8 protein-coding genes are annotated in these 12,976 nt (G+C 72.6%); 4 read left to right on the forward strand and 4 right to left on the reverse strand.

Annotated elements, in window-relative coordinates; translation table 11 throughout:
* The first annotated feature begins 107 nt into the window (after nt 1–107).
* The 4 genes from RVR_RS34250 to RVR_RS34265 all read left to right on the forward strand — a co-directional run bounded on the left by RVR_RS34250 (nt 108) and on the right by RVR_RS34265 (nt 8,492).
* Nucleotides 108–3,923 (forward strand): HAMP domain-containing protein, encoded by a 3,816-nt coding sequence (locus RVR_RS34250; RefSeq protein ID WP_202237808.1) that lies wholly within the window; start codon nt 108–110, stop codon nt 3,921–3,923.
* Nucleotides 3,920–6,466 (forward strand): SpoIIE family protein phosphatase, encoded by a 2,547-nt coding sequence (locus RVR_RS34255; protein WP_430393202.1) that lies wholly within the window; start codon nt 3,920–3,922, stop codon nt 6,464–6,466. Before RVR_RS34250 ends, RVR_RS34255 begins: the two co-directional genes overlap by 4 nt.
* A gap of 54 nt (nt 6,467–6,520) precedes the next feature.
* Nucleotides 6,521–7,312, forward strand: coding sequence for a DUF4097 family beta strand repeat-containing protein (locus tag RVR_RS34260; protein WP_202237809.1), 792 nt, complete (start codon nt 6,521–6,523; stop codon nt 7,310–7,312).
* Nucleotides 7,313–7,538: 226 nt separating this feature from the next.
* Entirely contained in the window at nt 7,539–8,492 is a 954-nt protein-coding gene (locus RVR_RS34265; RefSeq protein ID WP_202237810.1) for a DUF5996 family protein, read from the forward strand.
* A gap of 91 nt (nt 8,493–8,583) precedes the next feature.
* On the opposite strand, the gene RVR_RS34270 is transcribed toward RVR_RS34265, so the two are convergent.
* From RVR_RS34270 to RVR_RS34285, 4 genes are read right to left on the reverse strand one after another with little or no spacing between them, the layout of a single operon-like run.
* Nucleotides 8,584–9,447, reverse strand: coding sequence for an ABC transporter permease (locus RVR_RS34270; RefSeq protein WP_202237811.1), 864 nt, complete (start codon nt 9,445–9,447; stop codon nt 8,584–8,586).
* A complete protein-coding gene (locus RVR_RS34275; protein ID WP_237405143.1) occupies nt 9,444–10,367 on the reverse strand; it encodes an ABC transporter permease in 924 nt (307 codons plus the stop codon). The genes RVR_RS34270 and RVR_RS34275 overlap by 4 nt, the downstream gene beginning before the upstream one ends.
* Nucleotides 10,364–11,611 (reverse strand): ABC transporter ATP-binding protein, encoded by a 1,248-nt coding sequence (locus RVR_RS34280; RefSeq protein ID WP_237405144.1) that lies wholly within the window; start codon nt 11,609–11,611, stop codon nt 10,364–10,366. The genes RVR_RS34275 and RVR_RS34280 overlap by 4 nt, the downstream gene beginning before the upstream one ends.
* On the reverse strand, nt 11,608–12,873 hold the full coding sequence (locus RVR_RS34285; RefSeq protein ID WP_202237812.1) for an extracellular solute-binding protein: 1,266 nt from the start codon (nt 12,871–12,873) through the stop codon (nt 11,608–11,610). Before RVR_RS34285 ends, RVR_RS34280 begins: the two co-directional genes overlap by 4 nt.
* Between the last annotated feature and the right edge of the window lie 103 nt (nt 12,874–12,976).

Below are 12,976 nucleotides of genomic sequence, written 5' to 3' on the forward strand. Positions count from 1 at the left end.
CTTGTGTCGTACAGACATTCGCTGACGGGGAGCCGCCCCGGGCCGAGCCCGCGGGACCGGTTGCCCGCTTTGCCGTGCGTGGACGTTGACGGAAAGGGGATCCGCCCATGGATGCCACGACAGGCGGCGGGGCCGGCGAAAAGGCCGCCGTGGGCGGGGACAAGGTGTCCGGCGCACCTTCGCGCGGCGCGTACGAGGCGGACGAGCCCGAGCTCAGGCAGCTCCTCGCGGGTCTGACCGCGGTCCGTGACGGCGACTTCGGCATACGGCTGCCGGACGACGCCGAGGGCCTGCTCGGCGAGATCGCCGCGGTCTTCAACGGCATGACCGACCAGCTCTCGGTGTTCACCTCCGAGGTGACCCGGGTCGCGCGGGAGGTCGGCGGCGAAGGGCGGTTGGGCGGACAGGCGCAGGTGTCGGGAGTCGCCGGTGTCTGGCGCGACCTCACCGACTCGGTCAACTTCATGGCGGGCAACCTCACCGGGCAGGTGCGGTCGATCGCCGAGGTGACCACCGCCGTCGCCCAGGGCGACCTGACCCGCAAGATCGACGTGGACGCGCGCGGGGAGATCCTGGAGCTGAAGTCGACCATCAACACGATGGTGGACCAGTTGTCGTCCTTTGCCGACGAGGTCACGCGGGTGGCGCGGGAGGTCGGCACCGAGGGCCGGCTCGGCGGCCAGGCCGACGTCAAGGGGGTCTCGGGCACCTGGCGGGACCTCACCGACTCGGTCAACTCCATGGCGGGCAACCTCACCGGGCAGGTGCGGTCCATCGCCCAGGTCGCCACCGCGGTCGCCATGGGCGACCTGTCGCAGAAGATCCGGGTGGACGCGCGCGGGGAGATCCTGGAGCTCAAGACCACCATCAACACGATGGTGGACCAGTTGTCGTCGTTCGCCGACGAGGTCACGCGGGTGGCGCGGGAGGTCGGCACGGACGGCCGGCTCGGCGGCCAGGCCGACGTGCGCGGCGTCTCCGGCACCTGGAAGAACCTCACGGAGTCCGTCAACGTCATGGCGGCCAACCTCACCGGGCAGGTGCGGTCGATCGCCGAGGTGACCACCGCCGTCGCCCAGGGCGACCTGACCCGCAAGATCGACGTGGACGCGCGCGGGGAGATCCTGGAGCTGAAGTCGACCATCAACACGATGGTGGACCAGTTGTCGTCGTTCGCCGACGAGGTCACGCGGGTGGCGCGGGAGGTCGGTACCGAGGGCCGGCTCGGCGGCCAGGCCGAGGTCGAGGGCGTCTCGGGCACCTGGAAGCGCCTCACGGAGAACGTCAACGGCCTCGCGGGCAACCTGACCCGGCAGGTCCGGGCGATCGCCGAGGTCACCAGCGCCGTCGCCGAGGGCGACCTGACCCGGTCCATCAGCGTCGAGGCGTCCGGGGAGGTCGCCGACCTCAAGGACAACATCAACGCCATGGTCCGCTCCCTGCGCGAGTCCACCCGCGCCAACCAGGAGCAGGACTGGCTGAAGTCCAATCTCGCGCGCATCTCGGGCATGCTCCAGGGCCACCGTGACCTGTCGCTGGTCGCGGACCTGGTCATGCAGGAACTCGCCCCGCTGGTCGGCGCGCACTTCGGGGCCTTCTACCTCGCGCAGGACGCCCCCGGCCGGACCGAGCTGGTGCAGATCGCCGGCTACGCGTGCGGCGACGAGGCGCCCCGCCGGTTCCGCTTCGGGCAGTCGCTGGCCGGACAGGCCGCCGCCGGCCGGCGGACCATCACCGTCGACGACGTTCCCGCCGGCTACGCGACGATCTCCTCCGGGTTCGGGAGCATGGACCCCGTCTGCCTGATCGTCCTGCCGCTGGTGGTGGAGGACCAGGTGCTGGGGGTGATCGAGCTGGCGTCCGTGCACCGGTTCACGCCCGTGCAGAGGGACTTCCTCGGACAACTGCGCGAGAGCATCGGCGTCAACGTCAACACGATCATCGCCAACGCGCGTACCGACGAACTGCTGGACGAGTCGCAGCGGCTGACCGCGGAGCTCCGGGCACGCTCCCAGGAACTACAGGCCCGGCAGGAGGAGTTGCAGTCCTCCAACGCCGAACTGGAGGAGAAGGCGGCCCTGCTGGTCATCCAGAACCGCGACATCGAGACCAAGAACCTGGAGATAGAACAAGCCCGCCAGGAACTGGAGACCCGCGCCCAGGAACTGTCGCTGGCCTCCAAGTACAAGTCGGAGTTCCTGGCCAACATGAGCCACGAGCTGCGCACCCCGCTCAACAGCCTCCTCATCCTCGCCCAGTTGCTCGCGCAGAACCCCGGACGGAACCTGACCGTCAAGCAGGTCGAGTTCGCCGAGATCATCCACTCGGCCGGCTCGGACCTCCTCCAACTGATCAACGACATCCTCGACCTGTCGAAGGTCGAGGCCGGCAAGATGGACGTCGCGCCCGAACGGGTGCCGCTGCGCCGGCTGCTGGACCACGTCGAGGTCACCTTCCGGCCGATGACCAGTCAGAAGGGCCTCGGCTTCGAGGTCGTCACCTCTCCCGGCGCGCCGGTCGACCTGCTCACCGACGACTCACGGCTGCGGCAGATCCTGCGCAACATGCTGTCCAACGCGGTGAAGTTCACCGAGTCCGGCCGCGTCGAGCTGCGGGTCGAGCCCGCCCCCTCCGACGAGGTGCCGCCGGCGGTGAGCCGGCACGGCGCGGCCGTGGCCATCCGCGTCGTCGACACCGGGATCGGGATCGTCCCCGCGCAACTGGAGACGATCTTCGGAGCGTTCCAGCAGGCGGACGGCACGACCAGCCGCAAGTACGGCGGGACCGGACTGGGGTTGTCCATCAGCCGCGAGATCGCCTACCTGCTGGGCGGATCGATCACCGTCGACAGCACGCCGGGCGAAGGCAGCACCTTCACGCTCTTCCTGCCGATCGCGCGTCCCGACTTCCAGGAGATCACCGCGCCGGCCGCCGCCGCCGCGCCGGCGCCCGGCGCCGTGCCGGTGCCCGCCCCCGCGGCCGGGAGCACCGGTACGCCCCGAGTCGCGGCCACGCCCGCCCCGGTGCCCGCCCCCGCGGCCGCGGAGCAGTCCGTCCCCCGGCAGCGCCGGCTGCTCGTCTTCGAGGACCAGCCGCGGGGACTGCTGTCGATGGTCGCCGAGAGCTCCAAGTCCCACCTCGTGGGCGACGCCTTCGCGTCCCCGGGGGCCATCGACATCGTCGCCGCCGCCGACAGCCAGGAGGCCGCGTCGGCGCTGGCGGCCCGGCCCTGCCACTGCGTGGTGCTGGACCTGGACATGGCCGACGGCGCCGCGGTGCGCTTCATCGAGGCCATGGAGGCCGATCCCGCGCTGCGCAGCGTGCCGGTCCTGGCCCACAGCACGCGGCGGCTGGACGCCGAACAGGAGGAGAGGCTGCGTTCCTGGGCGGCGGCCCGTCCGCTGGAGCGGCTGTCCGGCCTGGACGAACTGCGCGAGCGGATCGCCCTGCACCTGACCGCGGACCGGCCCGGCGACGTGCCGTCCTTCACCAGGGCGGAGCACGCCGCGCAGCCCGCCCCCGTCCGCGACACCCCCCAGGACGCCGCGCTCGCCGGCCGTACCGCGCTCGTGGTCGACGACGACGCGCGCAACCTCTACGCCCTCACCGGCATCCTCGAACTGCACGGGATGACCGTGCTGCACGCGGAGAACGGCCGGGAGGGCATCGAGACGCTGACCCGCAATCCGCAGATCGACGTGGTGCTGATGGACGTGATGATGCCCGAGATGGACGGATACACCGCGACGGCGGCGATCCGTGCCCTGCCCCAGTACGCCGATCTGCCGATCCTCGCCGTCACGGCCAAGGCCATGCCCGGCGACCAGGACAAGAGCATGGCCTCCGGCGCGAACGACTACGTCACCAAACCGGTGGACGCCAACGACCTGATGGCCCGTATCCACCGCTGGCTGAACCGGTGAGCGCCGGCCGTGAGGACGGGCCGGACGGCGACCGCGCGGACGGCGTGCTCGTGCGGGACGGCGCGCCCGCGCGGGAGCAGGAGGCCGCCGACCCCGACGCGCCCTCGGCGGAGTCGGGCCTGGGCCGCCTGACCGCCACCGTGGCCCGGCTGCGCGAGCAGGTCCGCCGTGCGCACGCCGACGCCGACGGCCGCGCGCTGCTGGAGATGGCCACCGGTGTCCTGGTGGAGCGCCTGCACTGCGGTCCGTCCCACGCCGCGCGGCAGTTGACCGACCTCGCGGAGAGCGCCGGGGTCCCGCCGCTCGAACTGGCCGCCGACATCATCGACCAGGCGGCCCAGGACCGGCTCAGCCAGACGGCGCGGGAGTTCCTCACCCGGCTGGGAACCGAGACGGCGGACGGCCTCGCGGCACGGCCCGGGACGGGGATGCCCGGCGCCGGGCAGGGCGGGGACGGCCCCGGCGCGGCCGTGGCGACGCCCGCGCTGCGGCTGCGTACCGCGGAGAGCCGCGTCCTGGCCGCCGACGACTGCCAGACGGTCGCCGAGTCCATCCTCGAACACGCGCTGGCGCCCCTCGGCGCGACGGCCGTCGCCATCTGGGCGACCGGCCCGGGCGCCTCGCTGCGACTCGTCGGCCACGCCGGACTGCCGGCCGAGGAGGCCGGCCTGTGGCACTACGTGCCGCCCGGCGTGATCAGCCCGGCCATCCAGGCCATGACCGCCCGTCGCCCCGTGTGGATCGACTCGCTGTCCGAGGCGGGCGTACCCTCCATCGGCCACCGCAGCTTCCCGGACGGCGGCCGGGTCGCGGCACCGGCCGAGATCGCCGGCCGTATCCACGGCGTCCTGGAGATCTGCTGGCCCGACCGCGTCGAGCCGCAGCCTCCGCCGATCCACCGGCAGGTCGAGGCGCTGGCCGAACTCGTGGCCCACACCATCGAGACCGTCCCCGCCGACTCCTACGGCGGGACCCCCGCCACGCGTGAGGCGCCCGACACCACCGAGTTGATCGACCTCGTCGACGCGCTGCACGACCCGGTGCTGCTGCTCCTGCCGCACCTGGACTCCGCCGGGCGGCTCGTCGACTTCCGCATCCACCACGCCAACAGCGGTTTCGCCGACCCGGGCGGCCGTCCCCGCAGCCTGATCACCGGCGCCCTGCTGCTGGAGGCGTACCCGGAGATGGCGGACGACAACGGGCTCTTCGACGCCGTCTCGCGGGTGCACGCCACCGGGGAACCCTTCCGCGACGCCGCCATGCCGCTGACCACGGTCGTCGGCCAGGTCCGGGTCCCCACCCGCTGCGACGTCGGCATCACCCGCCACGGCAACGCCGTCGTCCTGGTCTGGCGGGTCGAGGACGAGACCGCGCGCCTGGCGAACCTGTTGCAGCACGCCCAACGCCTCGGCCGCATCGGCGGGTTCGAGGAGGACCACGTCACCGGCCACATCACCTGGAACAGCCAGCTCTACGACCTGTACGACCTGCCGCGCACCACCGCGCCCCTGCCCCTGGACCAGTTGCCCGCCCACACCCACCCGGACGACACCGCCGCCGTCGGCCGCTTCCTGCGGTCCGTGGTCCACCACCGGCGGCCGACCTCCGCCGCGTTCCGCCTCCAGCGGCCCGACGGGGTCACCCGGTACGTGCGCCTCGTCGCCGAACCGGTGGTGGACGCCGACCAGCGGCTCGTCGCCGTCCGCGGCGCCTACCAGGACGTCTCGGCCCAGCACTGGACCGAGGTGGCACTGGCCGTCACCCAGGACCAGTTGGCGCACAGCGAGCAGCAGACCGCCGCCCGCAACCGCCTCGCCAAGCAGCTCCAGCACGCGATCATGCCGCCCGCGCACGAGGGCGTGGACGCCCCCGACCTCGACGTGGCCGTGCGCTACCGCCCCGCCGAGGACGAGCACCTGGTGGGCGGCGACTGGTACGACGCGGTGGTGCTGCCGACCCGGCAGGTCCTGCTGTCCGTCGGCGACGTCGCCGGCCACGGCATCGACGCCGCCACGGGCATGGTCGCCCTGCGCAACGCCCTGCGCGGCCTGGCCGCCACCGGTGCCGGACCCGCCCAGATCCTGACCTGGCTCAACGTCGTCGCCCACCACCTCACCAAGAACGTGACCGCCACGGCCGTCTGCGCCCTGTACGACCCCCCGACCCGGACACTGACGTGGGCCCGGGCCGGCCACCTGCCGCCGGTCCACATCCGCGACGGCCGTGCCGCGCAGGTGCCCCTCGCCAACGGCCTGTTGCTCGGCGCCATCGGCGAGGCGGACTACGAGGAGCAGCAACTGGTCCTGGAACCGGGCGACATCCTGCTGATGTACACCGACGGGCTCATCGAGCGGCGCGACCGTTCGCTCCAGGAGTCCCTCGACCAGCTCGTGGCCACCGCCGCGCACGCGAGCGAGACCCTCGACCAGCGCCTGGACCACCTGCTGACCCACAGCACCTCCGACACCGACGACGACACCTGCATCGTGGGCATCCAACTGCCGCTCGCCGCAAGGGCGTTGGCGGTTCCGACCGCGGGCTGACCCGCGCGGCGGGAGAGCAGGTGTCCGGCGGTCGGGGCAGGGCAGACGACGGCCATGGGAACGGTGAGGAACGCGACGGTCCGGCGGTCGCGGGCGGTGGCGGTGGGGGTGGCCGCCGCGGTGGTGGCCGTCGTCGTCGGCCTGGTGGCCGGCGGCCACGCGGGCGGGCACGGCACCGGTCTGCCGACGCCGCCCGCCACGTCGGCAAGCGGCGCCGGCACGCGCTTCACGGCCGCGGCGCCGCGCACCCTGGTGCTCGACGGGGTCTCCGGGAAGGTGCGGGTCACCGCGAGCGGTGCCGCGCACGCGGTCAGCGGGACCTTCCGGCGTGACGACGGGGCGCCCGCGCGGGCGCGGTGGTCGGCGGGCGACGGCGGCGCACTCGTCCTGGGCTGCCGGGACGGCTCCGGCGCGGCCGTCCCCTGTGCCGGCGACCTCGCGCTCACCATGCCCTCCTCCGTCGGGCTGCGGTTGCGCCAGACCTCCGGGGACACCGTCCTGGCCGGTATCGGCGGGCCGCTGACCGTCGCCGCCTCCTCGGTGCGGCTGACCGCCACCGGGCTGCGCCCCGGCAGCGCCGACGTCCAGGTCACCTCGGGCAGCGTCGACCTGGCCTTCGCCGCCGCCCCGGCCGACCTCGCCGTGCGCGCGGTCTCCGCGTACGCCGCCCTACGGCTGCCCGCCCGTCCCTCCGGGAGCTACAGCGTGGCCACCACCGCGGCCTCCGCGGACGTACGGGTGCAGGTCCCGCACACCACGGCAGGCGCGTCGCCGGACGGTGCGCCGCCCCGGCACCGCGTCACCCTCGACGTGGTCTCCGGCTCCGTCGCCGTGCTCCCGCTGTGAGCCGCCCCCCGGCCGCCCGGCGCGGCTCCCCACCTCCGAAGGCGTCCTGACGCCGAGCGGGCACACCGGGTGACGCCCGACCGCGGACACGGCATCCGGGCGGACGGCGCCGGCCGGTGCGCCGCGTCCGTGGCGGCCCGTGATCCCGGCGGCGAAGTTGCAGGCGGACCCGGACGGTGCCCAGCATGGGAGGAGTGTCCGGTACGCCGAGCGAAGGACCACCGAGATGGACACCAGGGAAGCCCACCGAGCCGTACCGCCCTGGCCACGGCTGCGCGTCGAGGACTGGGGCGACACGCGGGAGACGCTGCACATGTGGGTCCAGATCGTCGGCAAGATCCGGCTCGCGCACGCACCCCTCCTCAACCACTGGTGGCAGGTGACCCTCTACCCCAGCCCACGGGGGCTGACCACCTCCGCGGTTCCCTACGGCGGCGAGGTCTTCGACGTCGAGTTCGACTTCGTCGACCACTGCCTGCGCCTGCGCAGCAGTGACGGCGGACTGCGCACCGTTCGCCTGGAGGCCATGACGGTGGCGGACTTCGCCGCGCGCGTCCACCGGGCCCTGGAGGAACTGGGCCTGCCCACCACCATCCAAGACCATCCGAACGAGGTCGAGCCGGCGATCCCGTTCTCGGAGGACCACCGGCACCACACGTACGACCCGCATGCGGCGCACCTGTTCTGGCGCCAGCTCCTCCAGGCCGATCGCGTGATGGGCGCCTTCCGCGCCCGCTTCGTCGGCAAGGCCAGCCCGGTGCACTTCTTCTGGGGTGCCATGGACCTGGCGTGCACCCGCTTCTCCGGACGCCGCGCCCCCAGGCACCAGGGCGGGGCCCCGAACTGCGGTGACTGGGTCATGGTGGAGGGGTACTCGCACGAGCTGAGCAGTTGCGGGTTCTGGCCCGGCGGCGGTGAGGAAGGCGCCTTCTACTCCTACGCCTACCCCGAACCGGCCGGCTTCTCCGCAAGCCGTGTCACGCCGTCGGACGCCTTCTACAGCCGGCAGCACGGGCAGTTCCTGCTCCCGTACGAAGCGGTGCGCACGGCCGGCGATCCGGACGCGGCGCTGACCGGATTCCTGCAGAGCACCTACGAGGCCGCCGCGGAGGGGGCCGGGTGGGACAGGGCGTCGCTGGAGACCGATCCGGGGCGGTGGGCCCCGGCGGGCGGGCGTTGAGGAACGGTCCCCCCGCCTCCGACACCGACCTGACCCCTTCCCCCGGACCCCCGGCCCGCAGCCTGGCCGTGGCTGCGGGCTGCGGGGCCGGTCACTCGGACGAACGGGCGACGAGCTGGGTGGGGTTGACGAAGCGGAGCGCGATCAGCAGGAGCACGGCCATCGTGCCGGTGTAGAGCACGGCCATGGCGTCGATGGACTGGGTGCTGCGGATGCCGGCCGAGTTCACCGCGGAGAACAGGGTCACGACGAGGGTCTGGCTGGTCGGGCCGGCGGTGAGGAAGGTGAGCTCGAACATGCCGAAGGTGCGCACCAGCACCAGGATTCCGGCCGCCAGGATGCCCGGCAGCAGCAGCGGCGCGAGGACGCGGGTCAGCACGGTCCGGGTGGGGGCCCCGCACATCCGGGCCGCCGCCTCGATCTTCGGGTCGACCTGCTCGATGAACGGCGTCATCGTGAAGATCACGAAGGGGATGGACGGCACGAGGTTGGCCAGTACCACCCCGGTGATCGACCCGGCCAGGTGGAACTTGTACAGCACGGTGGCCATCGGAATCCCGTAGGCGATCGGCGGCACCAGGATGGGCAGCACGAACAGCGTGGTGAGCAGCTTCTTCCTGGGGAAGTCCCGGCGGGCCAGGGCGTAGGAGGCCGGCACCGCCAACACCAGCGACAGGAGGACCACGAGGAAGGTCACCTCCACGGTGGTGCCCAGCACCCGGCCCAGGCCGAACTCCTTCCAGGCGTCGCTGTACCAGTGGCCGGTCCACCCCGACGGCAGCCAGCTCGCGAACCACCTGCGGCCGAGGGAGTCGACCAGCACGGTGCCGATGACACCGAGCAGGTTGACGAAGAAGAACGTCAGCACCGCCCAGGTCAGCCAGGTTCCCGGCCGCAGGGAGAGTCCCCGGGGCCGGTCCGCCCCGGGACCGGCCGTCCGCACGCTCGCGCTCATCCCTTGCCTCCGGTCGATCCGCGGTAGAGCCGGGAGCGCAGTGCGGTGACGGCGACCAGGACGACCAGCATGAGCGCGGTCATGATCATCGCGTCGGCGCTGCCCTGCGCGTAGTCGAAGCGCTCCAGGGCGGCCTGGTACGCCTCGATGGAGATGACGTGGGTGCTGCCGTTCGGGTCGCCGACCATCATCGCCGAGGGGAAGACGGCGAAGGCCATCACGAAACTCAGACTGAAGGTGGTCATCAGCCCGGGCAGCAACAGCGGGAAGGTCACGTGGCGGAACCGCTGCCACCAGCCGGCACCCAGCGTGGCCGCGGCCTTCTCCAGACTGGGGTGGATACCGGAGAGGTAGGAGTGGGTCAGCAGGTACGCGAAGGGGAAGCCGCTGATCACCAGGGACAGCAGCACGCCCGTGTAGTTCATGGTGAGGTGCATCGGGGAGGCGGTCAGCCCCAGCAGGTGCAGGGTGCGGTTGAACCAGCCGGCCGGACCGTAGAACTCCAGGATGCCCTCGGCGGTGAGCACCGTGCCCAGGGTGATCGGCACGACCAGCAGCGCGAGCAGCAGCCGCTTGCCGCGGAACTCCCGCCGCATCCGGTACGAGATCGGCACGGAGACACCGACGTTGATCAGCGAGGCCGGCACGGCCAGCGAGAACGTGGCCCAGATCGACTTGCGGGAGAAGGGTTCGGAGAAGAACTGCCGGTACGCCCCGAGCGCGCCGCCCCTGGTCGGCTGGAAGGAAAGCTGGAGCCCGTACAGGAACGGATAGCAGAACAGCGCGATCACCGCGAGGGCGGCGGGCAGCACCAGCAGCAGTGTCCGGTCCACGCCGCGTTCGGCCAGCCGGTGGCGCAGGGCGGCTCTCGGCCGGGCACCGGCGGGGGGCGTCGGGGCGGTCACGGGGGGAGCGCTCACCGCGATCCCCCCTGCCCCGCCCCGTCGGCGTCCGACGGGGGCTCGGCGCCGGTCGGGGAGTCGCCTTCGGTCCCGGCGCCGACGGGACGGGCGGCCCCGTCCGCGGCGGCTCCCGCGGCGAAGACCAACGCGCGTTCGGCGTCCACCGCCAGGGCGAGCGCGTCGCCCGGCCGTACCTCGCGGCCGGTCCGGAGGTGGACCCGGTCGCCGTCGGAGGTGACGGCCTCCACGTGCAGCACCCGGCCGTGGTACTCCACGATCTCGGCCACGGCCCGCGCGACCTGCGGCTCGTCCTGCTCGGCGATCCGCACGTCCTCGGGGCGGATCGCGACGGTGGCCTCCTGCCCCGGCGTCGCCTTCGCGCCGCCGACGGCGGTCCCGACCAGCCGCACCCCGCGCCGTCCGAGGACCGTCCGCGCGCCCTGCACGGAGACGACGTCGAGCGCGAGCAGGTTGCGGTAGCCCATGAAGGCGGCGACGTGCGGGTCGGCGGGGTGCTCGTAGAGCTCGGCGGGGGTGCCGATCTGGCTGACCCGGCCGGCCTCCAGCACGACCAGCCGGTCGGCCAGGGACAGCGCCTCCTCCTGGTCGTGCGTCACGTAGAGGGTGGTCAGCCCGAACTCCTGGTGGATCCGGCGGATCTCGCTGCGCATCTCCAGCCGCAGCGCGGCGTCCAGGTTGGACAGCGGTTCGTCCATCAGCACCAGCGGCGGCTCCATGACGATCGCGCGGGCGATGGCCACCCGCTGCTGCTGGCCGCCGGACAACTGCCCGGGGTGCTTGTGCGCCTGCTCGGAGAGCCGCACCACGCGCAGCACGTCGTCGACCCGCCGCGTGGTCTCGGCCTTGCCGACACCGCGCATCTTCAGCCCGAAGGCCACGTTGGCGCGCACGGTCAGGTGCGGGAACAGCGCGTAGTTCTGGAACACCATGCCGAAGCCGCGCTTCTCCGGCGGCACGGTGTCCATCCGCCTGCCGTCCAGCACGATCTCGCCCGCGGTCAGCGGGAGCAGTCCGGCCAGGCAGTTCAGCGCGGTGGTCTTGCCGCACCCCGAGGGGCCGAGCAGGGCGACGAACTCGCCCCCGGTGACGGTCAGATCGAGCGGGTGCAGCGCGGTGTACGCGCCGTACGCGCGGCTGATGCCGTGCAGCCGCAACTCGCCGAGTTGGGACCCGGGCCGGTCCCCGCCCGCCCTCGCGGCGGGATACTTCGCGCCGGTGGTCATGTCGCTCACCGCGCTCACTTGGTCGAGCCGATCCGCTTGTCCCAGAGGTCGAACGCGGTCACCTGGGCGGTGGCGGGCAGCGAGTTCTTGATCGGACTGCCGGAGATCCAGTCGGCGAAGCGCGGGTCGCCGTACGTCGCGATGGTCTTCCGGGACGCGGCGGGCGCCTGGTCGATACTGACGTCCTTCACGGCGGGCCCGGGGTAGAAGTACCCCTGGTCGTAGGTGACGGCCTGCTGCTCGGGGGTGAGGACGAACGCCAGCAACCGCAGCGCGGCGATCAGTTCGTCGTTCGAGACCCCCTTGGGGATGACGCCGTACTGCGCGTCGCTGACCCAGGTCATGCTGTCGAACTTGGCGACCCGCATGGACTTCGGCACGGTGCCGAGCGCGCGCGGGTTGATGTACCAGCCGGTGGTGGTGGCCATCAGGTGCGTGGTGCCCTGGGCGATGTTCGTCATCGTCGCCGAGGTCTTGGACGGGTAGGAGGCGGCGTACTTGTTGAGTTCGGTCAGGTACGCCCAGGTCTTGGACCAGCCGTTGGTCGGGTCGGTCGGGTCGGAGTCCCCGAGCAGGTACGGCAGGCCCATCAGGAAGGTGCGGCCCGGCCCGGAGTTGCGCGGCTGGGCGTACTGGAACCTCCCCGGGTTGGCCTTCGCCCAGTCGAGCAGCGCGTCCGTGGTGGTGGGCGGGTTCGGGACCTTCGCGGGGTCGTACTCCAGCAGCGGCCCGGAGGGGTACCACACCAGTTCGATGCCCTGGTCCTGGGCGAGGGTGGCCATCGACGCCGCCGAGGGCTGGTAGTTGGTCATCAGGTCCGGGAAGAAGGTGGCGTAGTACGGCTTGAGGTCGTACCACAGGCCATTCTGGATGCCCGCGGACAGGCCGTCGGTGCCGGTGAGGACCAGTTGGATCTGCACGTTGCCCGCCTGCTGCTGCGCCTGCACCTTGGGGGCGAGTTCGGGGGCGGTGCCGGTGGTCGTGGTGATCTTCGAGACGTAGCCGGGGTTCGCGGCCTTGAACGCGTCGATGATCGGCTGGGTCAGGGCGAGGTTGCCGGCGACGTCCAGGATGTTCAGGGTGACGGGCTTGGACGGCTTGGTGGCCAGCGCGGTGGGAGCCGGCTTGTCGGAGGTGCCGCCGCTGCTGGGCGCGCCGCACGCGGCGAGCACGGGGCCGGCGGCGACCGCGCTGGCGAGGGTGCCGAGCACCCGTCGGCGGGGCAGCCCTCGCGGGCTGTCGGCGGACGTTCCGAGTGGTGAGGTGCCGGTGGGAGACATGTCCGGTGGAACCCTTCGGTCGCGGGAAGCGTGCGGTGGCCTTGCTCCGATGGGGATCTGGGATGCGGGGGCGTGGGGGGCGTGGGGCGTGGGGGCGGGGAGG

Origin of the sequence: Streptomyces sp. SN-593, assembly GCF_016756395.1 — a bacterium.
Classification (GTDB): Bacteria; Actinomycetota; Actinomycetes; order Streptomycetales; family Streptomycetaceae; genus Actinacidiphila; species Actinacidiphila reveromycinica.